This window comes from Solirubrobacter ginsenosidimutans (genome assembly GCF_027587205.1).
Genome location: NZ_JAPDOD010000001.1, coordinates 222,531 through 246,583 on the forward strand (window position 1 = coordinate 222,531; position 24,053 = coordinate 246,583).

Here is a 24,053-nt window from a genome sequence, read left to right on the forward strand (position 1 = left end):
GGCTCAGGGTGCACCCTGACGCGAGTGGCGATCGCCTGTCAACTCGGGCAGGATCGGACGATGCCGCCGCGCCGGCGCCTCGTTCTCATACTCGGCCTGCCGCTTGTCGCGGTCCTGGGCACGGCTGCGCTCGTGCAGGCGCGGCGCCATCCGGAGCAGGCGCTGGGCGGCGCGGGCGCCGGGGCGCTTGCGCTCCAGCTCCTTGCCGGGTTCGGCGCCTGTGCGGCTGGAGCCGATCTCGATCTGCGGCGCTCGATGCGACTCTCAGGAGGGCTGCTGGCCGCGAGCGGGGTCGCGCTGCTCCTCGGCGCCGTGCCGCTCCATGACGCTGGCAGCGCCGTCCTGTTCACGGCGGCGCTGGCCGGCGGGGCGTTCGCGCCGGCGTTCGCCGGGGCGGCGGCGGTGTGCCATCCGGTGGCGGGACGGCGGCTTGGAACCGTCGTGGCCGGGATGGCGGCGGCGGCCGTGGTCGTGCTCGGGGTCGTGCCGACCGCGCTCTTTGACCCGGTGGCGAGCGGGTGCCTCGCGTGCCCGCGCAACCTCCTGCTCGTGCACGGCTACGGTGCGCTGCAACTTCCCCCGGTGAGCGTCGCGCCCTGGGCACAGGCGCTCCTGTGCGGGGGTCTGTGCGTGCTGGCGGTGGGCCGCTGGGCACGCCGGCCGGCGCTGGCGCGACGCGCGGGCGCCCCGGTCGCCGTCGGGGGTGCGCTCGTCGCCGCGCTGGGAGCGGCGGCCTTCGTTCACGCGGCGGTGGTGAGCGGGCCGCGCGTCGACGAGACCGCGCGCTCGCTCTGGCTGGCACAGTGCGCGTTGCTGGCGCTCGTGGCGACGGGCGTCGCGGTCCAGGCGCTGCGGGCGCGCCTTCTGCGCGGGCAGATCGCAGACATCGTGGTCGCGACGCTGTCGTCCCCGGAGCGGTTGCGCGAGGCGCTGGCGCGCCGCCTGGGTGATCCCGGGCTGGCGATCTGCTTCCCGGGCGCGCGCAACGGACCGGTCGATGCCGAAGGGCGCCCGTCGCGCGTTCCGTCGCCGGGGGCGGCGACCACCGAGGTGGTCCGCGGGCGGCAGGTCGTCGCGCTGCTCGCTCACGACGCGGCGCTGACGCACGCGCCCGACCGACTGGCGACCGCGGCGCGCGGCGCCGGCCCGGCGCTCGAGCACGCGTCGTTGCGCGCGCGCTTACGTGCTGAGCTCGCCGAGCTGAGCGCGTCGCGCACACGGATCGTCGAGGTCGCCGACGAGGAGCGGAGGCGGGCGGAGCGTGACCTGCACGACGGCGCGCAGCAGCGCCTGATCGCGCTGTCGGTCGCGCTGGCGCAGGTCGCCCACCAGGACGGCTCGCTGGCGCGCGCTGCGGACGAGCTGCGCCGTGCGCTCGAGGACCTCCGGGCGCTCGCGCATGGCCTGCATCCCGCCTCGCTCACCGAGGCGGGCATCGCGGCCGCGCTCGGGGAACTCGGCGAGCGTAGCCGCGTGCCCGTCCGCCTGACGGCGCTCCCGAGCGGCCGCTGGCCGCCACTGGTGGAAGCGGCCCTCTACCGTCTGGTGCTCGATGGCGTCGGCTGCGCCGAGCGCGCGGGCGACGGCGGGGTCGTCGTCGTGGCCATCGAGCACGTCGGCGCCGGCCTCGGCGCCACCGTCACGCTGCCCGGAGTCCGCGCGGCGACGGCGTCTCTCGGCCTCGAGCACGTCTACGACCGCATCGCGGCCCTCGACGGCGCGCTGACGCTGCACGAGACAGTCGCCGGAGTGCACCTGGAGGCGCACCTGCCGTGCGGATCGTGATCGCCGAGGACATGGCGCTGATGCGCGCCGGCCTCGCCCGGCTGCTCGCCGACCGCGGCTTCGAGGTCGTCGGCGAGGCCGAGGACGCCGAGACGCTGCTGCGGCTCGTCGAGCGCACGCGCCCTGACGCCGCGCTCGTCGACATCAAGATGCCGCCGACGCACACGGACGAGGGCCTGCGCGCCGCGGCCGAGATCCGTTCGCGCCGTCCGGACACGGCCGTGCTGCTGCTGTCGAGCTACCTCGACTCCCGCTACGCGGCGACGCTGTTTGCCGACTACCCCGCCCGCACTGGCTACCTCCTCAAGGAGCGCGTCGGCGACGCGGGCGTGCTCAGCGACGCGCTGCGAAGGATCGCCGACGGCGAGTGCGTGCTCGACCCGACGATCGTCAACCGATTGCTTAATCGGGCACGCGAGCCCGGCCCACTCGACGAGCTCTCCCCGCGCGAGCGCGACATCCTCGCGCTGATGGCCGAAGGGCACTCCAACGGGCGCATCTGCGAGCTGCGATTCCTCAGCCCGAAGACCGTCGAGAGCCACGTCCGCAACATCTTCCTCAAGCTCGGGCTCGACGACGCAGCGGCGAGCAGCCGGCGCGTGCTCGCCGTCCTCACCTACCTGCGCGCCTGATTTCAGGGCGTGCCCTGAACGCCCTGACCGCGGTTCCGGGGCCACACGGTTTCCCGCCCAACCGGCGGTGCGTAGCGTCGCTCGGGCTCTGTCGACCAGCGTGAGAAGAGGCAGCAAATGCTTGCAGCGAGCAGACAGCGACGGACGATGCTGAGAGCCGCGCTCGCGATTGGCCTGTGCGGCACGGCCGCGGCGCCTGCGAGCGCCGCGAACCTGTGCGTCGCCGAGCGCGGCGGCTGCTACCGCAGCATCCAGAAGGCCGTCGACGCGGCGCGCGACGGCGACTCCATCCGCGTCGGTCCCGGCGTGCACGCGGGCGGCGTGACGATCGACAAGAACGTCCAGCTGCGCGGCGCCGGCGCGAGCGCGACGCGGATCCGCGGCGGCGGACCCGTGCTCACGCTCGGTACCCCGTTCGCACCCGATCCCCCGACGATCGCGATCAGCGGTGTGACGATCAGCGACGGCGTGACAAGCTCGGCGATCCTCGACGGCGTCCCGGTCACTCACATGGCCTTCGGGGGCGGCGTACTGATCCCGTCGTCCCAGGACCGTGCGCCAGGCGCCGCGGTCACGATCACCGACAGCGTGATCGAGCGAAACGTCGCCGCGCCCAGCGCGACCGTGCCCTCGCCATCAAACAGGCAATGCCCCGGCGGTCCCTGCCCGTACGCCGGCGGCTACGGCGGCGGCATCTACAACGCCGGCAGCCTCACGCTCACCCGCACGACCGTGGCCGCCAATCGCAACGGCACGCGCCCCGGAGCGGCGCCGCTGGCCAGCGACGCCGAAGGCGGCGGGATCTTCTCGATCGGCCCGCTGACGCTGATCGATTCGCAGGTCGTCGACAACGAGTCGCGCACGTTGCCGCCCAACGCGCGCTACGCCAACGGCGGCGGGGTCTTCTCGCAGTCCGGCGGCGTCACCCTGCAGCGCAGCACGATCTCGGGCAACCGAGCGATCCTCGAGTCGTCCTGGCCGGCGAGCGTCGAGCAGCACACCGTCGGCGGCGGACTGTTCGTCGGCGGCGACTCGCCGGCGACGATCGAGCGCTCACGGATCGAGGACAACGCGCTGACGGCGTTCAACACGGTCGGCGACGCCATCGCCTTCAGCGGCGGCCTTCAGGGCAACGGGCCCGTCATCATGCGCGACAGCATCGTGGGTTCCAACCACGTGACGGCCAGCGTGCCGCCCGGATCGACCGGTATGGCATCGGCCGACTCGGGCGCCGGCAACCTCAACGTCGCGAGCACGATCGCGGGCTCACGCCTCGTCGCGAACACCGCGACCGCCGTGGCCGGCGCCGGGTCCGCGATCGCCGGCGCCGGCGCTCTGTGGGCGTGGTCTGACGACACGATCGACGTCCGCGGCAGCGTGATCTCCGGCAACCAGGTCAGCGCGATCGGCAGAGGCACCGTCGCGGCCCGCGGCGGCGGAATCGTGAACGTCGACGCGCTCGCGCTGCGCGCTACGGACGTCTCGCAGAACACGGTTCGGGCCATCGGCCGCTCGGGCGAGGCACTCGGCGGCGGCATCTTCAACGGCCGCGTGCCGGATTCCCAGGACTTCACCCCGCAGTTCAGCGCGGCCGACAGCGAGATCACCGGCAATGCGATCGCGGCCGGCCCGGGGATCGTCGCGCACGGCGGAGGCCTCTTCACCAGCGAGCCGATCACACTCGACCGCACCCGCATCCGAGGCAACCGACCCGACCAGTGCGCCGGCTGCTGACCCGGGCCACTCGCGGCGGCGGTGCTCGCCGCCGCGAGCAGGCAGGGCTGGCCGCAGCGAGCGAAAGAGGGTTCGCACCACTGACTCGCTCAAAGCGCCGGCGCGGGGCCGAGCAAAGTGTCGAGTTTGTGGGGGGCTGTCGCATAAGTCGCGAGTTGGCGCTTGCTTTTGCGTGGGCGCAGGCGCGCGCGGCGATGCCGGCAGGATCGGTCTGCCTCGGGCGCTAGAAAGGACGTTGAGATGACGTTGGCCACGTGGTTGTTCGATGGCGTGCGGAGGACTCTGGACGCCGTGATTGACGAGCTCGCCCCGCTGGCGGCGGCCGGATTGGTGGGGCTCGTCGCGACCTGGAGCCTCGAGGTCGGCGTGATCGCCGTGATCGCTGTCGGGCTGGCTGCGCTGTGTCCGTGCGTGCGAAATCGCGAGCTCCTTTTGCGTGGATTGACCTGAGAGCGATCGCGTCCGGCTCGTTTAAGACGATTCCGGGATGGCTCCGAGCTTCGTCGCGTGTGATCGCGAGCAGTCGTTTCTGATGCCACCCGACGCGCGCGAGTGGCTGCCGGAGGATCACTTCGCGTGGTTCGTGCTCGGCGCCGTCGACGCGATGGACCTGGAGGCGATCTACGGCGCCTATCGAGCTGACGGACGCAGCCGGCCGGCGTTTGATCCGGCGATGATGGTCGCGTTGATCCTGTACGCGTACGCGCGGGGCAATCGGTCCTCGCGGGCGATCGAGCGCTCGTGCGTGGAAGACATCGCGTATCGAGTGATCGCCGCCCAGGCCAAGCCCGATCACGCGACGATCGCGCGCTTTATCGAGCGCCATCAGGACGCGTTGGCCGGCGTGTTTGGCGAGGTCCTGGGGCTGTGCGCGAGCGCCGGGTTGGTCGGGCTGAACGTCGTCGCGGTGGATGGCAGCAAGGTCTCGGCCAACGCGAGCCGCGAAGTGAATGTCGACTATGAGCGCCTCGCCCGCGAGGTCATCGAGGACGCCCGCGCGGTCGATGCCGAGGAGGACGAGCGTTTCGGTGATCGCCGCGGCGACGAGCTGCCGCCGGAGGTCTCCACCCACAACGGGCGCCAGCAATGGTTCAAAGAGGCCAAGCGCCGGCTGGATGACCAGCGCGCCGCCGAGGGCGCGCCGATCCCGCGCGAACGGGCCAAACGCGTCCGCGAGGCCAAGCGGCGCATGGATGAGCAGCTCTGGACCGAGGTTCGTGCCAACGAGGCCTACCTGCGCTTTCGCGCCGGCGGCAAGGACCACCGCGGCTGGCGGCTCGGACCGGCCACCACGCCGAAGCCCTATGCGCCACCTGAGGTCCCGCCGGCCGTGGTCAACACCACCGATCTGGATTCGCGGATGGTCAAGGGCCAGCACGGCTTTCTGCAGGGCTACAACGCCCAGGCCGCGGCCTACGAGCACCAGATCGTCATCGCGGCCGAGATCGAAGTCGTCTCACCCGACTTCGGGCACCTCGAACGGACCATCGGCGCGGCCCGTCGCGAACTCGCGGCGGCCGGTGTCACTGAGCTCCCGCGCGTGGTTGTCGCGGACTCGGGCTACTGGCATACGCAGCAGATCCAACGGCTCGCCGGCGACGGCATTCCGGTCCTGATCCGGCCCGAGTCCGGGCTGCGAACCACGCCCAGGCCGGGCTGGCGCGGCGGGATCTATGACTTCATGCGCCGCGTGCTGGCGACCGAGCACGGCAAGGCGCTCTACCGGCAACGACAACACATCATCGAGTCCGTGTTCGGCAACACCAAACACAACCGCGGCATCACCCGCTTCCACCGCCGCGGCAGAGCCGCCGTCAGAACCGAATGGCGCCTCTGCATGGCGACCCACAACCTGCTCAAGCTCCACAACCACAACCTCGCCACCGCGGCGGCCTGACGGCCGCCGCCGGCCCGACGGCTCTGCCGCGGCTGACTTTGCCACACCGCCACAGCATCGCCGCAGTCATCGACCGACTTACGCGACAGCCCCGTCGAGAAGCAGCACACTCGTCGCGTCGACAGCAGACGTCAGGTTGGAGTTCGCAAGCTGCCTCGGGCGGTGTGGCGCTTCACTGGCCGCCGGACTGCAATCTGCACGCACACCGGGATCTGGCGCGCGCTGACATCAATGCTCAGCGCTTCCGCTTGATCACGCAGGTGACGGCCCACGCCTGACTCGCGTGGATCGCTCGCCTCGATGCCGGCAACGCTTAACTCGTCCCGCGCTCAGAGCGCAGCTACGAGCAATCGCTCACACTCGCGGGCGTAGCGCGTTGCGCCCACCCGCGTGAAGAACTCCAGCGCGTGGTGAAGCTGGGCCGGTTCGCCGCTGCGCAGGCGCGCGAGCGCGGCGGAGCGGGCAGCGCCGTGGGTGTCGTAGATCGCCGCCGCGCGCGGGGCATCGCCGGCCATCAGCGCACGGGCGGCCTGAAAGGATGGCCACTCCGCAGCGGCGAGCGCGCGCTGGGCGGGCTTCGTGCGGTCGATCATCGGCGCCGCCCAGGCAACGTCGCCCCCCGCGTGACCGATGTAACGGAATGCGGCCGGGTCGAGGCTGAGGAGCTCGTCGAAGCGCTCGCGAGCCTTGTCAAGCCGGCCGGTGTCGGCGTGGACGTGCACCGCGACGGCGAGCGCGTAGTACAGGTTTTGGGGGTCCTTGGCCACGCGCGCGTGTTCGACCGCGAATGCCTGATCGGCGATTGCGCCGTCGAGGTCGCCGAGGCCGAGCCGCAGCATGGCCCGGACGAACGCGACCGCGATCGCGTTGTAGAAGACGCCGAGGCGCTCGGACTCCGCAAGGAACTCATCGGCGGCGGGGACGGCGAGCTCCCAATCTCCGGCTTCCGCCCACTGCTCGATCATGTTCGTGCGAACGACGCGCCATTGCGAGGGGCTGCCCAAACGCTCTACGGCGTGCAGTGCTTCATGGTTGGCCTCCAGCGCCTCACGCGCCCGGCCGTGAAAGTTCAGCCCCGAGCAGAGATTAGTAGCGCCCCGGGCGACCGCCCACAGCCAGTTGCCCGCGCGCGCGGCCTCCAGGCCCTCCGTGAGCTGCTCGAAGCCCTCGTCGTCAGCCTGCCCGACGCGGGCCGTCCCGGCGCTGATGAGCACGTGCGCCCGCAGCTCGTCCAGCCCGAGCGCCCCGGTGATGTCGAGTGCGGCGCGCACGCGCTCCGCGTCATAGCGCCCCGCGAACATGTCAAAGCGGACGAATTCGGCGAGCACCCGTGCCTTTACCGGGCTCGCGGGGGCGTCGACCACGAGCTCCCACGCCAGGTTGAGGTGATCCCAACAGCGGTCGTGCTCGCCGGTCAACCACCAGACGTCGGCCCGCAGCCGCGCCAGATCGGCCACGAGCACCTCCTCCCCGGAGGCGCGCAGCGCCTCGATGGCCTGATCGAGGGCCTCGCCCCGGTCCTCCTCACCCCGCTCCGACGCGGCCACAGCGCGCCGGTGGATCAGCTCGGCGCGCTCGTGCTGCGCGTCCTGCGGCCACAGCGCGAGGGCGTCGCTGTAGAAGCGCTCGGCCGCGGCGAACGCGTAGAGGACCCGGGCGCGGTCGCCGGCGTACGCGAGCGCGGCGCGGGCTTCGGGAACGACGGGGCCGAGGTCGCGTTCGGCGGAGCGCGACAGGGCCAGCGCCTGCTGGTAGTGGTGGCCGAGCAACTCGGCGTGGTCGTCCGGTCGTCCCAGCGCCTCGATCCAGCCGGCGGCGCCGAGGTGCTTGACCATGCGTTGGGCGCGCGGGATCTGCTCGTAGGCCACTTCGCGCAGCAGCGCGTGCACGAAGCCGTACTCCGGCTGGCCGGCGATGCTCGAGCGCCGGTTGCGGCGCACGAGCTGTCGGCGCTCGAGCGCACGCAGCCGCTCCTCGGCGTCTTGCGCCGTGACGGCCGACGGCCAGAACACTTGGCCGATCACCGCGGCGTCCTGGAGCAGGTGCCGGTCCGATGCGGGAAGCGCGTCCAGGCGCGCCGCGATGATCGCCCGCACCGTGTCCGGCAGGTCGGGCGTGCCGCCGTCGCTCTCGCCCAGCGCCTCGACGTACTGCTCGGCGTAGAGCGGGTTGCCGCCGGAGCGCTCGATCAATTCGCCGGTCTGCCGCGGCGTGAGCGATCCGCGAGCGAGCGCGGCGACGAGCGCGGCCGTGTCGTCCGCCGATAGAGGCCCGAGCGTGAGCGTGGTGCTGTCGGGCTTTCCGCCGCCCCACTGGGGCCGGCGCTCGAGCAGTTCGGGGCGGGCGGTGGTGACGAGCAGCATCGGCGCCTGCGTGGCCCAGTCGACGAGATGGTCGATGAAGTCCAGCAGGCCGTCGTCGGCCCAGTGGACGTCCTCGAAGACGAGGATCAGCGTGCGCTCCTCTGCCAGCGCCTCGAGCAGCGTCCGCCAGGCGGCGAACTCCTGCGCCCGCCGGTCGCCCGCGGGTACGGCATCCGTGGGGCCCGCGCCCACCAGTCCGGTGGCGTGCCGGAGGACCCACTCGGCGGCGCTGGCGTCGCTCACCGTGTCGGCCACGAGCGCGGCGAGCTTCCCACCGGCGTCGGCAGTGGAGTCGCTCTCCAACACGCCGGCGAGGCGCTTGACCATCTCGCCCAGCGCCCAGAAGCTCAGGCCCGGGCCGTAGGGGAGCGAGCGGCCCGTCAGCACGCGTGCGCCCTGCGGATCCAGCTCGGCGAGCAGGCGCGACTTGCCGATGCCCGGCGGCCCGACGACGGTGAACAGCGCGGGCGCGCGCGTCTCGCACACGCGCTCCAGCCCGGCGGCGAGCAGCGCGAGTTCCGCCCGGCGGCCGGCCAGCGGGGCGCGCGCCGGCGGCCCTTCGCGGATCCCGGTGCGCGCGGCCAGCGCCTCCCAGCCGTTCTCGACGAGGCGGTACTCGATCGGCTGGCGGGTCGCTTTCCGGGTCCGGTCGTCCACGACCACGCTGCCGGCCGAGACGGCGGAGAGCAGCCACGTGGCCGGCCCCGCGAGGTCGCCGGGGTCGCTGCCCTCACCCACCAGGGCCTCGGTCGTGGCCACCGCGACCCGCACGTGCACGCTCGGCTCATCGCGCAACTCGTCGCGGATCGCCAGCGCCGCACGAACGGCTCGCTCCGCGTCGTCCTCGTGCGCGGCAGGCACGCCAAACGCCGCGGGCAGGGCCCCAGCGCTCAGCGGCCCGGACATCCCACCGAAGCGCTCGACGTGGACGCGCACTCGCTCGCCTACGGCGCCGATGAGCCTGCCGGCGTCCTCCGGATCCGCTTCGGCATGCACGGCGGCCAGCAGTGCGATGACCGTGCGGCGGTCGAGCCACGCTGGCGCGCTCGACGCCGCGTCCAGCGCGTCTGGCGGCGTTGCTTCGCTTGCGGCCGCGATGTCTGGCGCCGCCGACTTCGGCCGCGGCGGCGGGTCCAGCGAGACGTGGTGGGCCAGGATGGCCTGCTGTAGGCGCTGGAGCTCCTCGCCGGGGTCTAGTCCGAGCTCGTCGACGAGCGTGTCGCGGGCGCGCTGGTACTCGGCCAGCGCGTCGGCCTGCCGCCCGCATCGATACAGCGCGAGCATGAGCTGGCCGCGCAACCTCTCGCGGTAGGGGTGCTCGGCGATCAGCGCCGCCAGCTCGCCGGGCAGATCGGCGTGGCGGCCGAGCGCGAGGTCGGCGTCGATGCGCGCCTCCACCGTGCTCGAACGCAGATCTTCCAGCCGAGCCGCCTCCGGCCGGGCGGACGGCTCATCGGCCAGCTCGCCGAGCGCCGGCCCGCGCCACAGGCTCAACGCGGCGACGAGCTCGCGCCGTGCCGTCTCGGGATCGCCGGCCCGCAACGCCGCGGCACCGGCGGCGGCGCGTTGCTCGAATTCGCTTACATCGCACGCTTCGGCGGCGATCTCCAGCACGTAGCCGCCGGGCACCGTGCGCAACGGCAGCTCGGAGCCGAGCGCCTGACGGAGCGCGCGGATGTGCATCTGCAGCGCCGTCCGCGCCGTCGCAGGCGGCCGGCCGACCCACAGCTCCTCGGCCAGCCGGTCGCTCGTCATCAGCTCGCGCGCATGGAGCACCAGCAGCGCCAGCAGCGCACGGCGACGCGCGCCGGCGAGCGGGACCGGCTCGTCGCCGCGCGTCACCGCAAGCGGCCCCAACAGACCGAACCGCAGCCCGTCACCGGACACGCGGACAGTCTATGGCCACGTCGACAGCGGCGCCACACCCGGAAACGGATGCCACGTATGACCCGGCGCGCCGCACGGACGATGGCCTCGAGCGCGCGATGCCCGCAGCCGCGGGACGGTCGAGCGCGACGCGCCGATGCGCCATTCCTCCCCCACCGCCGCGCTAACGCCGCGTCGCCTTAGCGCGACGTTAGCGCGGCATTCGCGGCGCCCGCGAGGGTGCCCACAGTCGACCGCATCCCGCAGTCGAAATCCCAAGGAGCGACGCGCATGCGCCCCACCCGCACCATCACCGTCCCGCTGGCCGCCGTCCTGGCCGCCGCGGCGCTGGCCTCGCCCGCGACCGCGCAGCCGATCGACTTTGCCGTTCACCTGAGCGACCCCGCCACGCGCACGTCGGCGAACCTCAGCTCAGCGGACCCCCAGCACGCGCCCTGCACTTCCGGCCTTGCCGAGACGACGTCGCGGCCGAGGCAGAACCCGCGGTCCATGCTCGAGTCCGTTACTCCCCGCGCGCAAGGCGACCGCGTCATGCGTGAGCTGCGCGAGACCACGGTCGCCCCCTAGGGCGTGCCGCGGCCCGGGCGACCTCCGTCCGTGTCGATCGCCCATCCGAAGGACAAGAAGCAAGAGATGCTCAAGCTCAAGCCCACGCTGTTCGCCATCGCGATCGCGGCGGCCACGCTCCTGCCCGCCGCGTCAGCCAGTGCGGGACTCGGTCCCAATCACAACGAGACGCTGCTCCTCGATGACTGAACCCTTTTGCAGGACGACATGCTCAAGCTCAAGCCCACGCTGTTCGCGATCGCCGTGACGGTCGCCACGCTCATCCCCGCCGCTTCCGCCAGCGCGGGGGGCACGTTCCCGAATCACAGCGAGACGCTGCTCCTCGACGACTGAACCCTTTTGGAGGACGACATGCTCAAGCCCACGCTGTTCGCGATCGCCGCGACGGTCGCCACGCTCATCCCCGCGGCCTCCGCCAGCGCGGGCCTGGTGCTGGGGAACCACAGTGAGACGCTGCTCCTCGACGAGTGATCCGAGCGAGGCGGACGATGTCGGCGCGGCGAGGTCGGCGAGGCTCCTCCAGAGTGCCGCGGCCCGTTGGGTCGTCCGCCACCAGCGCCTCGCCGCCAAGCACCGCCAAACCGGTGACCTCGACGGCGCCGAGCGCCACTACCGGCGCGCTCTGGCGCTCGCGGTCCGTGCGCTGCCCGCCGACCATCTCGCCACCGGGAGCGTCTGCAATGACCTCGGCGTCGTGCTCAAGTACACGGGCGCCTTCCGTGAAGCCGCCGCGCTGTATGAACGCGCGTACGCGGTGCTCGCGCTGAGGCTAGGGCCTGAGCACCCCGAGGTCGCGACGGTGCTGCACAACATCGGCGGCCTCGCGCACGCCGCCGGGCGACCCGCCGACGGCGAACAAGCCGCTCGCCGAGCAGTCACGATCCGAGAGGCCAGTCTCGGCGCCGACCATCCCGAGGCCGCCGCCGATCGCGCCGCACTGGCCGCCATCCTCGACGCGCTCGGACGCCACGACGAGGCGGCGGAACTGCTCGAGGCCGCTCTCGCGGTGTTCGAGCGAACGCTCGGGCCCGACCACCACGAGGTCGGGGTGACCCTTGCGAACCTCGGCGCGATCGACGCGCGCCGCGGCCGCCTGGACTCCGCCGCGATGCGCCTGCGCCGAGCCCTGGCGATCAAGGAGCACACGCTCGGCGACGACCACGTCGAGCTCGTACCCACGATCGGCACCCTCGGCGTCGTCTGCCGCCGCGCCGGCGACCCGGACGCCGCAAGACAACACACCGAGCGCGCCCTGCGTCTGCTCGAAACCCGCGGGCTCGACGGCCATCCACAGGCCACAACGCTCCGGGCAAACCTCGCGCGACTCGACGACACGCAGCGCCCAGGCGATCCAGACCGCCGGTCACCCTGACACGCGTCGGGTCGCACTGGTCCGCTCCGGCTCGCACCGCCCAGAGCGACGCAATTGTGGAATCTGAAGACTCTTGGGCGCTGCTGCTTTGCGCGAATTTCGAGACTCTGCCGTCGCGTAGTTCGTTGTGGCTGTCGGAGGAGGCCCCGTTGCGGCGCATCGATCGAGTACGCGCGGAGGACCGGATCTCTGCCCGCGGCAGCGATCCGCCGCGGCGCGTATGACCCCGGGCCGTGCGTGGACTCGAGGAGATACGCGATCTGGTTCGCCCGCCGGCCACTCCCGCCGGCGCGCCGTTCGACTGGTCCGCGGCCGAGAGCAGGCTCGGGACGGCGCTACCTGAGGACTACAAGGCCTTCTGCGACACGTACGGCCACGGCAGCTTCTCCAACGGCTGGTCATGGTCACCGCTCACTCCGTTCGCGCAAGATCGGGGAGACGACGTCACCTCGACGTTTTGGCGCGACATGGCCATCGACTACGAGCATGGGATGCCGATGTTCCCGGACCCCGGCGGCCTGTTGCCGTTCGCGACCGGTGAGCTCAAGTACCTGCTCTGGTGGCGTGTGGCGGGACCGCCGAACGAGTGGACGACCTTGCTTGAGGATGACGGTGGCACCTGGCACCGCTACCAGCTGACGGCCACGGAACTGCTCGCGGTCGCGCTGCGCGACGAGCTCTTCCGGCCGAGCGAAGTGATCCGCGAAGTGACGTTCTTCAGCCGGCCCGCGCGGCCGAGGGAGCGACACCAGCCGTTCGTGATCAGCGGCTACGGGATGGCTCTCGGCGTCTATCACGTCGACCTCGACCTCGCTGGTGCTCTGGGCGGGGCCCGAGCGCAACGGCTCGACGAGCTCCTCGCCGCGCTCGATCCGTCGATCTGTAACCGACTCGCAGGCTCGGTGGCGATGCGGAGCAAAGAGGTGCTCTACGTCCGCGTCGATGAGGACATCACCCCCGTCCGCGAGGCCGTCCAGGCGTGGGCGGATCGCGTCAGCGGCTGGGTCTGAAGTGCCCTGGCCAGATCTGCCGTGCTCGGTCGCCAACACGCGGCGCATGAAGTCATAGATCCCGCCGCGCCAGCCCGGCCTGGGGGCGGTTCGCAGCCCGGACTCGGGCCTGATCAGGACCGAAATGCCGTCGCCGGTGAGACGCTGGATCTGCTGGGTGTGTCAGTAGCCCGAGTCCGCGACAACCACGCGCGGGAGCGCAGTGACACCGGCCGCCGTGCGTTCGCTGCGGGCCGCGCCGATGGTCCGTTCGAGGGTGTCGAAGTCGGGTGAGACGACTACGCGATGTCCTCACGCACGCGCGCTCGATCGCCCGCGACGACCGATTACCCCGCGGGTACGCGTACAGGATCAACGCGACCATCATCGCCGGATCAAACGCCGGCCGGCTGCGTCCGTCAGCTCGATAGGCGCCGTAGAACGCCTCCAAGTCCATCGCCTCAACGGCACTCTGCCGGGCCAGGACGCGGAGCCGCCGTTGGGCCTCAGCTCGTGGCAAGCAAGACGATCCCTAGCGCCATGAGCGCCAGGCCGGATGCGACACCTCCAATGCGACGACCACGTGTCATCGGGAGCCGGTCTTCGCGATACCCGAACCGCGCAAAGCGAGCTGGCGACCGGTCGTTCCAGCGATCGTCGTAGTCGGAGGCGCGCAGCGCGTGCCACGCGCCGACGCTCCCGAGCAAGAACAGCAGTATTCCGGTCGCGGCAACGATCACCCGCCCAAGCTATCGTCGCGATGAGGCCCCACGCCGACGCCTTGCTCGTCACGGGCAATCGGTAGCGGAAGACGTCGCTGTCGATTCTCGCGCGAGACGGCCTCGCCGAAGACGCAGCTTTCTCGGATCCGAGGTCGCGTGGGGTGAACTACTGACTCCGTTAAGGGCGGGTCACGCGCTCGATCAGCCACGCGGCCAGCGCGAGGCCGAGCGCGCCCAGCGCGAGCACGATGCCCCAAGGGAGCCCATACCCGAGCGTTGAATCTGTCTGTCCGCTGTAGCGCTTCGCGACGATCGTCGGACCCGTGAATACGATGCGATCGGCGATCAGCCGCGTGCCGCATCGTGTAGCCGCGATCGAGAGCCGCTGACCGGGGCGGATCGGTTGATACGCGGGCCGATTCACGAGCACGGTACGCGCGTCGACCCGATAGAAGCGGCTCCGCCCATCGGCGATCAGCTCGATCGAGTCGAAACCGGCCCTACCCGCGGCGCCCCCGCGCGTCGACTTGCGCGCGCAACGCCGGCGGGCGACGCGGCCGGTCGACCGGTGCAGTGGGTGTGTCGCGAGTGCGGTGAGTGATCCGTCCGCGATATACACGTTGGAGCCGTCGACGGAGCGCACCGCTATGTCGGCCGGGACTCCTGCGAACCGCACGACCGTCGTCCTGCCGTCGGGTCTTCTCGGGCCGCCGTCGTTGCAGGCGGGGTTCACGGCGGAAATCTCTCCGGCCGGGCGCGGCAGCGTCCAATCGGATGCGCCGTAACCGATCAGGACCGCTCCATCGACGATCACCGCCGAAAGGCAGCTCGCCCGCGCCTCCGGTGTGGACACGCACACGACCGCGACAGACACGCTCGCCACGACCAGCCACACACGCTTCATGTACGTACTACGCACCGGCTGCGCGGTCCATCACATCGGTCAGAGCTGGTCGAGCGTTCAGGGTACGGGCCGCGTGCTCTAGGTGCGGAAGGACTCGACATGGTCGTGGTGACTTTGGCGTTATGGGGTTCCGGCCTCCTCATTGTCTTCCTGGTCGTTCGAGAGGCCGTTCGCTACTGCCTTGCTCACCCGTCGGATGGCGAAGCCATTGGGCTCTACCTCCTAGGTGGTGGACTCCTCGCCAGCGCTGCCCTTTGCGGCATCGCTGCTCTCGCCGGATTTCGCGATCGGGAAGTCGCGCGAGCCGCATCAAGGTGGCTGCTCGCTATCGGAGGCATTTCCGTAGCGGCGTGGCTGACCGGCGCCGCCCTCGTTCTGGGAAACGTGAATCTCGACACCACAGATTGGGGTGCGGGGGACGACGGCTGACTTCTGCGACACGTCGGTTAGCGAGCCCGTGTCTCATCCGCGGATGCGCATTGCGCGGACGCCCGCTGCCGGTCGTTCGGGTCAGTGGTCGTCGCCGAACAGCGATCGCGACCCCCAGTCGGGCTTGTTGTCGCTGATGGCGCCGCTCGAGGCGCGTCGCTGCCCGTCGCCGGTCACCCACGCCGTCCAGATCTCCGACGTGTCTGCGCTGATTCCGTCGGGCAGTAGCGGCCACTTCGCGTAGCTCACCCGGGTCCCGTCCGGCGAGAACGATGGGTTCTGGTAGTAGCTGTCCTGGGCGCCGCGGACGATGACCTTCTGGTGCGAGCCGTCGGCGAGCATGACCATGATGTGCCCGGCGTTCGGCGCCAGGCCATCGTCATGGGTGTCAAACGCGATCGCCAGCCCGGTCGGGTGCCAGTCGGGCGCGGACGCGTTCAGCTCGGGCCCGGTGAGCTGCGTCAATTGCGTGCCGTTGGTGCGAACCTTGAAGATCCGGGTCAGGCAGTCGCTCGGGTCATCGTCGGCGCATTCGACGCTGTAACGGGTGAACGCGATCCAGCGGCCGTCCGGGGAGAACTGGGGCTCGGAGTCGAACCCGCCGTCGGTCACACGCGTCACCCGCTGTGCGCTGGCGTTCGTCAGCGGCGCGCCGGTGCGGGGCTTCGCGGGGATGAGGAAGATGCCGGGGTCGGGCGCCACGAAGCTGTCAATCGCCAGGGTGCGACCGTCAGGGGAGAACCCCGGGTCGTACGCCCCGTCGGGGAACGCGGTCAGCTGGCGCGGGTTGCGCCCGTCCGCGTCGACGAGCCAGAGCTGCGTCGTGTCGGACGCGACGTCGAAGCGCTGGAACGCAACCGTGCGCCCGTCCGGAGCGTAGTCGGGAAAGTCGCTGAACGTACCGAACCCGAACGCCGTGAGCTGGGACAGACCCGAACCATTGGCGCCGGTCGTGAACAGGTGCCTAACGAAGTTCGGGTCGTCAGCAATCAGGCGCCCGAAAGCGATGTTGCCGTTGCGACCGAAGAACGTCGCCTGGGCAGGGCTGGCGACGGCGAGCGTGAGCAGCGCAGCGACAACCAAAGAGCGGCAAAGCAATCCCACGGGTTCACCTCCGTGTCGGACCTGACGCCTACCGCTAAATCGACCCTATACACAGCCGCGGCGCACGTCCAGCAGACGCCTCACGGCTCATGATGCGCGCTGCCGTCGTGGTCCAGTCGATCGCATGCAAGGCTGTCCAAGTCGCCCCGGACGAGCTTTGGCCGCACAACCACAGCGGCATTCCGATGACGTTCCTGGCGCAGGTCAACTGCGACGAGCTACCGGAGTGGGCTGAGGAATGGACGGCATCCGCATTGCGGCCGCCCGCCGGTTTGCTGCTGCGCGCGTTCGCCAACCAGCGAGCGTGTCTGCGAGTTGCCCGAAGTGCCGGTACGGCCGACGGGCTTCCTCACCGCGCCGGAGAGCCATCCCGTCCTGAGCCCTGACGGCTGGCATCCGTCTGAGCCATTGGCCGAGAACGCGACGGTCGCCGCCTTCCTCGGATACCGACCTGATGCGCAGCTTGCAGACCCTGGCGCCTGGCAGACCCTGCTGTCGCTGCACAACGACGACAGCTTCGGCCTTGAGATCGTCGACGTCGGGGCTTACACGGTGCTCATCCCAACGGGCGATCTCCGCGCGGGCACGTTCCACAGGACGGTCTGCGCGATCCAAAGCTGTTGATCCACGTCAGGCCATGGCGGCGGGATCGTAGGCGTGTCCAGGTTTGCCGCTCAGCGCCAGTAGCCGAAGGCCATCGGGGCCCGGCAGAATCTTGCGTCGAGCGGTAGGCCCGACCCGCATGATGTGCGTGTCATCGAGCGGGTACCGGAGGCCGTCGATCTCCACTTCGGCCGATCCGCGTAGCGCGATGTACACCTCCTCCTGGCCGAGCTGCTGGGCGGGCGGATTGCCAGGGCCCTCTGAAGAGTGATCGTGTGCCGGATAGTCAGTCGTTCCGGGCGGCATGTCGATGATCGACATCCCAAACGGTGTGACGTCCAGCTGCGCGCCGGCACGGCGAAACGTGAATCCGTCCAAGAAGTCGACTGCGGTGAGCTCGTCGATCGCTGCGTGAGAGACGTCAGGCATGGCGTTCGGATTACCCGTCCATACGCCGATCCTGCACGTCGTTGACGAGATCCTTCGGCGAAGCGACGCGAACGGCGGCTGGGAGGCGCCCGCGTCGGGCGCCTCCCAAGCCAAGCCGAACGGTGATCAGCCGAGTGGCTAGAAGCCGTGGTCGGTGTCGTAGCGGCCGACGGTGTGGCCCAGGTCGGTGCCCACGTCGACGGAGTGGCGGAAGTGGAAGCCGGCGAGGATGCGTGCGACGCCGACGTCGTCGACCGCGTCGTGGAGACGGCGGAAGGAGCGTGTCGTGCCCGTGACGCGGCTGTCGAGTGAGAGCCCGACATTGTCGGTGCCGAAGAACGCCTGCAGCGCCGTGACGACCGCGCTGGTGTGGCAGGCGTGCGCCGCCGGATATTCGGGGTGGTTCGGCGTCGAGCCTAGCGGGCGCCACAACGCGTCCGCGACCGTCAAGGGATTGCCGTCCAGGTCAGCCTGCGGGATCGCCTGGTAGGGCCGCCAGGACCAGTAGTGGTACTTCGCGTCGAAGCAGGCGATGATCGCGTCGGCGCCGGACACGTGGGCCATCGCCAGCATGCGGGCGGTCTGCACGAGGTTCAACCCGCGGGCCGCCGCGAGGCGCAGCAGGCCGTCGTTCCACTGCCGGGCGTCGTGGTCGGTCCAGAACAGCGCCTGGGTCGTCTGGTCCGCGGTTCGGACGCTTGAGACCGCCCCGCCGATCGCCTTCATCTCGTTCACGTCGCGGGCGTACTCGGGGCTCGCGAGCGCGAAGGGCGGTCCGGGCCGGAACTGCGACGCGCTGCGCAGGACGAGCGGCCGGACCCCGGGGAGGCGCAGGCCGGCAGGTGGTGGCGGGGTCGTGGCGGGCGGGACGGCCGGGTTCGGTTGCCAGACGCCGATGCCCGGCGCCGGCGGGTTGAGGTCGGAGAGCACCGGGTTGCGCTCCAGCCCGTCGTTCGCGCGCCACGCGAGCACGGCCGCTGCGATGCGCTTGCCCACCGCGGCCCCAGCCTGCTTGGCGGGGCCGTCCGGCACGGCCGCGAGATACGCGGCGTAGTCGGCGGCGAGTGTCGCCTGCCCGCCGGGGGCGAGGGCGAGCGTCGGCTGGAGACCGGCGAGGGTGTCGTAGGTGGCTGCCGCGATCGCCGCGGGCGCCGACGGGCGCCACGAGCGGCGGAAGTGCGCCGACCACGCACCGTGGCGGCCTTCGACGGCCGCCGTCGCGTGGTAGATGGCGACGTGGACGATGCCCATGTAGACGGCGGCGTCACCCGGGAACTTGTTGCCGAAGTTCTCCGGCCCGGCCGAGGCGGGGACGACGGCGCAGCGCGCCTCGGTGCTCCAGTAGGCGACCGGGTTCGTCGCGGCCGCGTAGTTGGCGGTGGGCGAGCACTGGGTGGCCGGCGGTGTGGCGGCGACGCTGGGCTCGGCACCGGCCAGGACGGCCGCTCCCACCAGCGCGGTCAGAACTGCGGATCTCGATTTCACAGCCCTCTCCTGTTGTTGGATGTCCGCCCATCAACGCTCATGGCGGTCGAAGCTCGGTAGAGGGGCCTGCCTCTACCGAATCTCGACCGGCGGGCGCCACCGTTCGGGGATGAGCGCCGGGGAGCTCGAGGCAGCGGCGGACCGCGGCGCGCTTGCGGCGATCCTCGAGGCGCGCGGACGCGATCGCGAAGCGTGGGAGGTCCTCGGCGAGGTCCTGGCGACGCTCGAGCGGGTGCTCGGCCCGGACCACTACGACGTCGCGGGGGTCCTCGACCGGCTGGCGTCGATCGCGGATCGCCGCGGTGACCGAGTGGCTGCCGCCGAGCTGCTCATCCGCTCGCTGACGATCCGACGGCGGGTGCTCGGGGCCGAGCACGCCGAGGTGCGGCGCACGGCCGCCGCGCTGGCGCGGACGCGCCCGGAGTGCGAGGATCGCGACGGGTAGCCACATGCACGTCAATCTCCTTGGGCCGGTCGAGGCCGTCAGCGATGACGGCGCGATCGGCCTCGGCGGCGTCAAGCAGCGTGCCGTGCTCGCGATGCTGGCGCTGCAGACCGGATCGACGGTCAGCGCGGACCGGCTGATCGACGGCCTCTGGGGCGACCACCCGCCGGCCTCGGCGCTCAAGCTCGTCCAGCTGTACGTCTCCCATCTGCGTAAGGCGTTCGGCGAAGAGGACGTGATCGCCACGCACGGCCGCGGCTACGAGCTGCGTCTCGCCCGCCAGGACGTGGACGCCGGACGGTTCGAACGGCTGCTCGCGCAGGGCGCCGCCCGCGAGGCGCTGCGCCTGTGGCGCGGCTCACCGCTCGCCGACGTGGCGGGCGAGCCGTTCGCGGCACCCGAGATCCGCAGGCTCCAAGAGCTCCACACCGCGGCACTCGAGGTCGCGATCGACCAGGACCTCGACGCCGGCCGCCATCGCGAGGTGCTGCCGGAGATCGATGGACTGCTCGCGGCGGAGCCGCTGCGAGAGCCGCTCCACGCCCGCCGCATGCTCGCCCTCTATCGCTGCGGCCGCCAGGCCGACGCGCTCGAGGCCTACCGCGAGGTGCGGCGCGCGCTGATCGAGGAGATCGGGGTGGAGCCCGGGCCGGCGCTGCGCGCGCTCCACGAGTCCATCCTGCGCCAGGACCCCGCCCTGGACCCGCCGGTTGACGGCTCCCGCCGCACTCCGCTGTTCGGCCGCGAGCAGGAGCTCGAGCGTCTGCGGGCGCTCTGGCGCCGGGTGCGCGACGGCTCCGCCGCGACCGCGCTGATCAGCGGGGAGCCGGGGATCGGCAAGACGCGGCTGGCGCTGGCCCTGGCCGACGACGTCCGTCGCGAGGGCGGCGACGTCAGCTGGGGGGACCTCCAGGCGCTGGCACCGGGACGGCCCAGCCTGCTCGTGCTCGATGGCGCCGGCGTGGCGCCGCAGCGCGTTCCCTCGGTGCTGGTGCTCATGACCATCGTCGAGCCGGACGGGATCGTGGCCGACGAGCGCGTCGCGCTCGGCGCGCTGGGGCCCGACGAGGCCGCGCGGCTCGCCCGCTTCGACGCCGGAGACGATGAGCCGGTCGGCCGCATCGTGGACGCGAGCCGGTGCGTGCCCGGCCTGATCCGCGAGGCGGCGCGGGACTGGGCCCGCGCGCAGGCGATGGCGCGCGTCGCGGACGCCGCCGCCCGTACCTCGGCCGACCGCGCGCAGTTGCAACTCGCCGAGGGCGATCTGACGCTGCGGGTCGTGGAGTTTCAAGGGATCCGCGAACCCGCCTCCGCGACACCCGGCGCGTGCCCGTACAAGGGCCTCGAGACCTTCGACGTCGAGGACGCCGCCGTGTTCTTCGGTCGCGAGCGGCTGGTGGCCGAGCTGGTGGCGCGCTTGCCCGGCGCGCGTTTGCTGGGCATCGTCGGACCATCGGGGAGCGGTAAGTCGTCGGCGATGCGCGCCGGGCTGCTCGCCGCGATCGGCGCGGGCGTGCTGCCGGGCAGCGAGACCTGGGCGCAAGCGGTGATCCGCCCCGGCGAGCGCCCGACGCTCCCGGAGCCCCCGGCGGGTTGGGCGGTGCTGGCCGTCGACCAGTTCGAGGAGCTCTTCACCGTCTGCCGCGACGAGGGCGAGCGCGCGGCGTTCGTCGCCGCCCTCCTCGACCGCGCGCGCCACGACACGATCGTCATCGTCGCCGTGCGGGCCGACTTCTACGGCGCGTGCGCCCGCTATCCCGAGCTCTCCCGCCTGCTCGGCGCCAACCACGTGCTGGTGGGCCCGATGCAGCGCCACGAGCTGCGGCGAGCGGTCGAGCTGCCCGCCGGCCACGCCGGCGTCGCGATCGAGCCCGGGCTCGCGGACAACCTGGTCGCCGACGTCGAGCAGGAGCCGGGTGCGCTGCCGCTGCTGTCGACGGCGTTGTTCGCGCTCTGGGACGAGGGGCTGACGCTGGACGCGTACGAGCGCACGGGCGGCGTCCGCGGCGCGGTGGCGCGCCTGGCCGAGGCCGCCTACGCGCGGCTCGACGACGGCGGTCGCGCCGAGGCGCGCCGCATCCTGCTGCGGCTCGCCGGTGACGGCGACGTGCGCACGCGCGTGCCGCTCGCGGAGTTGGGCGACGGCGCGGTCCTGTCCGCACTCGCGCGCGATCGCCTCGTCACCGTCGGAGAAGGCGAGGCCGAGGTCGCCCACGAGGCGCTGCTGCGTGAGTGGCCCCGGCTGGTGAGCTGGCTGGAGGAGGACGCCGAGGGACGGCGGCTGCATCGGCACCTCACCCAGGCCGCGCGCGACTGGAACGGAGACCCGAGCGAGCTCTACCGCGGGCCGCGGCTCGCGGCGGCGCTGGAGTGGGCCGACGCCCACGGATCCGACCTCACCGCCCGCGAGCGGAGCTTTCTCGCCGCCGGGCGCGCCGCCGGCGAGCAGGCGCAGCGCCGCCTGCGGCTCGTGCTCGGCGGCGTGGCCACGCTCCTGGTGCTCGCGGTCATCGCCGGCGCGATCGCGATCAATCAGCGGGGCCACGCCCGCGAGGCGGCGGTGGCCGCCGACGCACAGCGCGTCGGCGCCCAGGCGCTCACCGCGGGCGACCTCGACCGCGAACTGCTGCTCGCTCGCCAGGGCGTGGCGCTGGACGACTCGCTGCAGACACGCGGGAACCTGCTCGCCGCCCTGCTCAAGAGCCCGGCGGCGATCGGCGTGTTGCGCGGCGACGGGGACGGGCTGATCAGCCTCGATCTCAGTCCCGACGAGCGCACGCTGGCGTTCATCGACATCGACGGCACGGTGACCTTCGTCGACCGGCGCACGCACCGGCGGGCGGCGCCGCCGGCCGCCGTCGGCGGCCAGGAACCCTGCCTCATCGTCGCGCAGGTCAGGCTCGACCACCTGCGCTTCAGCCCCGACGGCTCACGGCTCGCCGTCGGCGGGTGCTCTCCGGTCATCCTCGATGCTCGCACCCATCGCGTGCTCGCTCGGCTGCGGGTCCCCGACGAATTCATCTACACGCTGCGCTTCTCGCCCGACGGGCGCACGCTGTTCGCTGCCGTCGGGCGCCCGCTGAAGGGCGACACGGCGCTCGTGCGCTTCGACGCGCGCAGCGGCCGACCGCTCGGCCCGGAGCGGTCCGCCGGCGAGGGCCTCGGGTCGTTCATGCTCACGCGTGACGGACGGCGGGTCGTGACGAGCTTCGAGGGCGCGACGGTGATCCGCGACGCGGGGACCCTGCGCCCGCTGCGAAGCCTGCCGGTCGGCGCAGAGACGGCGGCCCTGAGCCCGGACGGTCACACCGTGCTGCTCGGAGGCAGCGACGGCTCCGTGCGCTTCCTCGACCTCGTCAGCGGCAAGGTGCGCACCGGCTCCGGACGCCATGAAGGCGCAGTGGTGAAGGCCACGTTCAACGCCGACGGCGCCTCCGCGATCACGGCCGGCCAGGACGACCGCGTGATCGTCTGGGACGTCAAGCGGGCGGAGGCCGGCGAGACGCTGGAAGGCCACGGCGGCCAGGTCACCGGCCTGGCGATCAGCCACGACAACCAGACGCTCTACAGCTCCGCCCTCGACGGCAAGGTCCTGATCTGGGATCTCGCGGGCACCCGCCGGCTCGGCCGCCCGTTCGGCCTCGGCACCGGCGGCGCGACGCTGCGCTACGCGCTGAGCCCCGACGGCCGCGTCCTCGCCGCCGGACACGCCGACGGCACCGTCACCCTGATCGACGCCCGGACGCTGACACCGCTCTCCGGTCCCGTCCGTGTGCTCCGCGACGGACCGGTGGGCGGCATGGGGTTCGTTCCGCATAGCCGGCTGCTCGTCGTCGGAGACAGCACAGGCTTCGTCACCCTCCTCGACAGCGAGCGCCGGCAAGTGATCTGGCGCCGTCGCGCCGGCGACGCCCCGATCTTCACGCCCGGCTTCAGCGCCGACGGACGCCTCTTGGCCACGGCCAGCGACGACTTCAACGACCGCGAGGACGGCGTCGTGCGCCTGTGGGCGCTGCCCTCAGGCCGCGAGATCGGTGGCCCGCTGAAGTACCCGTCGGTCGAGGACGTGTCGCTCAGCCCCGACGGGCGCACGCTGGCCATTACCGCGGGGATCGATCGCAAGGACCTCGACAAGGGGGATGTCGAGATCGTCGACGCGGGCACGCACCGGCGCCGCGCCTCGCTCCCGGAGACCGAGACCGTGACGGATCTCGCACGCTTCACCCCCGACGGGCGCTTCATCGTGGCTGGAAGCTGGAAAGGCTGGGCAAGGTTGTGGTCCACCAAGACCTTCAAGCCGGCCACCCGCCCGTTCGTCGGGCACGCCGGACGCGTGGAATGGGAGTCGATCAGCCCCGACGGCCGCACGCTCGCCACCGGCGGCCCGGAGGGCGCCATCCGGCTCTGGGACCTGCCCACCCAACGGCCGCTCGGCGCCCCGCTCCCCGCGCTGCCCAACCACGAGGCGGTTCCGCAATTCACGCCCGACGGCAACTACCTGTTCGCCATCACCGACGCCGGAAGGGCCTACCGCTGGGACATGCGCGGCGCTTCATGGGCGCAACATGCCTGTGACGTCGCCGGCCGCACGCTCACCCGGACCGAGTGGAACGCCGCACTGCCCGACCGCGCTTACGCACCGGCCTGCGCCCACTGAGCGACCCTCACATGCGGTGCGCGAGGGGGCGTAGTGTCTCCGTGTCCGG

Annotated in this window: 21 protein-coding genes; 14 read left to right on the forward strand and 7 right to left on the reverse strand. The window is 71.9% G+C overall.

Annotated elements, in window-relative coordinates:
• Nucleotides 1-60: 60 nt before the first annotated feature.
• The 5 genes from OM076_RS01040 to OM076_RS01060 all read left to right on the forward strand — a co-directional run bounded on the left by OM076_RS01040 (nucleotide 61) and on the right by OM076_RS01060 (nucleotide 6,048).
• Complete coding sequence (locus tag OM076_RS01040; RefSeq protein ID WP_270037432.1) at nucleotides 61-1,785, forward strand: histidine kinase; 1,725 nt, start codon at nucleotides 61-63, stop codon at nucleotides 1,783-1,785.
• The gene (locus tag OM076_RS01045; protein WP_270037433.1) at nucleotides 1,773-2,417 is read left to right on the forward strand and encodes a response regulator transcription factor; all 645 of its coding nucleotides are present in this window, start codon (nucleotides 1,773-1,775) and stop codon (nucleotides 2,415-2,417) included. The genes OM076_RS01040 and OM076_RS01045 overlap by 13 nt, the downstream gene beginning before the upstream one ends.
• A 147-nt stretch (nucleotides 2,418-2,564) precedes the next feature.
• The gene (locus tag OM076_RS01050; protein ID WP_270037434.1) at nucleotides 2,565-4,151 is read left to right on the forward strand and encodes a right-handed parallel beta-helix repeat-containing protein; all 1,587 of its coding nucleotides are present in this window, start codon (nucleotides 2,565-2,567) and stop codon (nucleotides 4,149-4,151) included.
• A gap of 240 nt (nucleotides 4,152-4,391) precedes the next feature.
• Nucleotides 4,392-4,601, forward strand: coding sequence for a hypothetical protein (locus tag OM076_RS01055; protein WP_270037435.1), 210 nt, complete (start codon nucleotides 4,392-4,394; stop codon nucleotides 4,599-4,601).
• 37 nt (nucleotides 4,602-4,638) lie between these two features.
• Entirely contained in the window at nucleotides 4,639-6,048 is a 1,410-nt protein-coding gene (locus tag OM076_RS01060; protein ID WP_270037436.1) for a transposase, read from the forward strand.
• 329 nt (nucleotides 6,049-6,377) lie between these two features.
• Here OM076_RS01060 and OM076_RS01065 read toward each other — a convergent pair whose 3' ends face one another.
• Complete coding sequence (locus OM076_RS01065) at nucleotides 6,378-10,298, reverse strand: ATP-binding protein (protein ID WP_270037437.1); 3,921 nt, start codon at nucleotides 10,296-10,298, stop codon at nucleotides 6,378-6,380.
• Nucleotides 10,299-10,568: 270 nt separating this feature from the next.
• Here OM076_RS01065 and OM076_RS01070 point away from each other — a divergent pair, with 270 nt between their 5' ends.
• The 5 genes from OM076_RS01070 (at nucleotide 10,569) to OM076_RS01090 (ending at nucleotide 13,247) form a co-directional block, all read left to right on the forward strand.
• Complete coding sequence (locus OM076_RS01070; RefSeq protein ID WP_270037438.1) at nucleotides 10,569-10,865, forward strand: hypothetical protein; 297 nt, start codon at nucleotides 10,569-10,571, stop codon at nucleotides 10,863-10,865.
• A 30-nt stretch (nucleotides 10,866-10,895) separates the two neighbouring features.
• Complete coding sequence (locus OM076_RS01075; protein ID WP_270037439.1) at nucleotides 10,896-11,054, forward strand: hypothetical protein; 159 nt, start codon at nucleotides 10,896-10,898, stop codon at nucleotides 11,052-11,054.
• A gap of 18 nt (nucleotides 11,055-11,072) precedes the next feature.
• Nucleotides 11,073-11,198 carry a hypothetical protein gene (locus OM076_RS01080; protein WP_270037440.1) on the forward strand — a complete coding sequence of 42 codons (126 nt, stop codon included), beginning with the start codon at nucleotides 11,073-11,075 and terminating at the stop codon, nucleotides 11,196-11,198.
• A 112-nt stretch (nucleotides 11,199-11,310) separates the two neighbouring features.
• Entirely contained in the window at nucleotides 11,311-12,237 is a 927-nt protein-coding gene (locus tag OM076_RS01085) for a tetratricopeptide repeat protein (protein ID WP_270037441.1), read from the forward strand.
• A 233-nt stretch (nucleotides 12,238-12,470) separates the two neighbouring features.
• Complete coding sequence (locus tag OM076_RS01090) at nucleotides 12,471-13,247, forward strand: SMI1/KNR4 family protein (RefSeq protein ID WP_270037442.1); 777 nt, start codon at nucleotides 12,471-12,473, stop codon at nucleotides 13,245-13,247.
• Between the two features lie 52 nt (nucleotides 13,248-13,299).
• On the opposite strand, the gene OM076_RS46710 is transcribed toward OM076_RS01090, so the two are convergent.
• The 4 genes from OM076_RS46710 to OM076_RS01105 all read right to left on the reverse strand — a co-directional run bounded on the left by OM076_RS46710 (nucleotide 13,300) and on the right by OM076_RS01105 (nucleotide 16,364).
• Nucleotides 13,300-13,746, reverse strand: a complete 447-nt coding sequence (locus tag OM076_RS46710; protein ID WP_505017717.1) for a transposase — start codon at nucleotides 13,744-13,746, stop codon at nucleotides 13,300-13,302.
• Nucleotides 13,733-13,966 carry a hypothetical protein gene (locus OM076_RS01095; RefSeq protein ID WP_270037443.1) on the reverse strand — a complete coding sequence of 78 codons (234 nt, stop codon included), beginning with the start codon at nucleotides 13,964-13,966 and terminating at the stop codon, nucleotides 13,733-13,735. The genes OM076_RS46710 and OM076_RS01095 overlap by 14 nt, the downstream gene beginning before the upstream one ends.
• A 160-nt stretch (nucleotides 13,967-14,126) precedes the next feature.
• Entirely contained in the window at nucleotides 14,127-14,852 is a 726-nt protein-coding gene (locus OM076_RS01100; protein ID WP_270037444.1) for a hypothetical protein, read from the reverse strand.
• 510 nt (nucleotides 14,853-15,362) lie between these two features.
• A complete protein-coding gene (locus OM076_RS01105; RefSeq protein WP_270037445.1) occupies nucleotides 15,363-16,364 on the reverse strand; it encodes a TolB family protein in 1,002 nt (333 codons plus the stop codon).
• A gap of 113 nt (nucleotides 16,365-16,477) precedes the next feature.
• Between OM076_RS01105 and OM076_RS46715 the strand changes: the two genes are divergently transcribed.
• Nucleotides 16,478-16,771, forward strand: a complete 294-nt coding sequence (locus tag OM076_RS46715) for a DUF1963 domain-containing protein (protein WP_372517987.1) — start codon at nucleotides 16,478-16,480, stop codon at nucleotides 16,769-16,771.
• A complete protein-coding gene (locus tag OM076_RS01110; RefSeq protein WP_272597438.1) occupies nucleotides 16,701-17,009 on the forward strand; it encodes a DUF1963 domain-containing protein in 309 nt (102 codons plus the stop codon). Before OM076_RS46715 ends, OM076_RS01110 begins: the two co-directional genes overlap by 71 nt.
• Nucleotides 17,010-17,015: 6 nt before the next feature.
• Here OM076_RS01110 and OM076_RS01115 read toward each other — a convergent pair whose 3' ends face one another.
• A complete protein-coding gene (locus OM076_RS01115; RefSeq protein ID WP_270037446.1) occupies nucleotides 17,016-17,417 on the reverse strand; it encodes a hypothetical protein in 402 nt (133 codons plus the stop codon).
• Nucleotides 17,418-17,555: 138 nt separating this feature from the next.
• Nucleotides 17,556-18,902 carry a vanadium-dependent haloperoxidase gene (locus tag OM076_RS01120; protein WP_270037447.1) on the reverse strand — a complete coding sequence of 449 codons (1,347 nt, stop codon included), beginning with the start codon at nucleotides 18,900-18,902 and terminating at the stop codon, nucleotides 17,556-17,558.
• Nucleotides 18,903-19,011: 109 nt separating this feature from the next.
• Between OM076_RS01120 and OM076_RS01125 the strand changes: the two genes are divergently transcribed.
• Nucleotides 19,012-19,347 carry a tetratricopeptide repeat protein gene (locus OM076_RS01125; protein ID WP_270037448.1) on the forward strand — a complete coding sequence of 112 codons (336 nt, stop codon included), beginning with the start codon at nucleotides 19,012-19,014 and terminating at the stop codon, nucleotides 19,345-19,347.
• A gap of 4 nt (nucleotides 19,348-19,351) precedes the next feature.
• A complete protein-coding gene (locus tag OM076_RS01130) occupies nucleotides 19,352-24,004 on the forward strand; it encodes an nSTAND1 domain-containing NTPase (protein WP_270037449.1) in 4,653 nt (1,550 codons plus the stop codon).
• Nucleotides 24,005-24,053 lie beyond the last annotated feature (49 nt).

Bases quoted from the DNA above. Each gene is read 5' to 3' on its own strand.
- OM076_RS01130 (WP_270037449.1), top strand. From the start codon at position 19,352: ATGCACGTCAATCTCCTTGGGCCGGTCGAGGCCGTCAGCGATGACGGC.
- OM076_RS01100 (WP_270037444.1), bottom strand. From the start codon at position 14,852: ATGAAGCGTGTGTGGCTGGTCGTGGCGAGCGTGTCTGTCGCGGTCGTG.
- OM076_RS01115 (WP_270037446.1), bottom strand. From the start codon at position 17,417: ATGCCTGACGTCTCTCACGCAGCGATCGACGAGCTCACCGCAGTCGAC.
- OM076_RS01070 (WP_270037438.1), top strand. From the start codon at position 10,569: ATGCGCCCCACCCGCACCATCACCGTCCCGCTGGCCGCCGTCCTGGCC.
- OM076_RS01060 (WP_270037436.1), top strand. From the start codon at position 4,639: ATGGCTCCGAGCTTCGTCGCGTGTGATCGCGAGCAGTCGTTTCTGATG.
- OM076_RS01055 (WP_270037435.1), top strand. From the start codon at position 4,392: ATGACGTTGGCCACGTGGTTGTTCGATGGCGTGCGGAGGACTCTGGAC.
- OM076_RS01125 (WP_270037448.1), top strand. From the start codon at position 19,012: ATGAGCGCCGGGGAGCTCGAGGCAGCGGCGGACCGCGGCGCGCTTGCG.
- OM076_RS01040 (WP_270037432.1), top strand. From the start codon at position 61: ATGCCGCCGCGCCGGCGCCTCGTTCTCATACTCGGCCTGCCGCTTGTC.
- OM076_RS01050 (WP_270037434.1), top strand. From the start codon at position 2,565: ATGCTGAGAGCCGCGCTCGCGATTGGCCTGTGCGGCACGGCCGCGGCG.
- OM076_RS46715 (WP_372517987.1), top strand. From the start codon at position 16,478: ATGCGCGCTGCCGTCGTGGTCCAGTCGATCGCATGCAAGGCTGTCCAA.
- OM076_RS01080 (WP_270037440.1), top strand. From the start codon at position 11,073: ATGCTCAAGCTCAAGCCCACGCTGTTCGCGATCGCCGTGACGGTCGCC.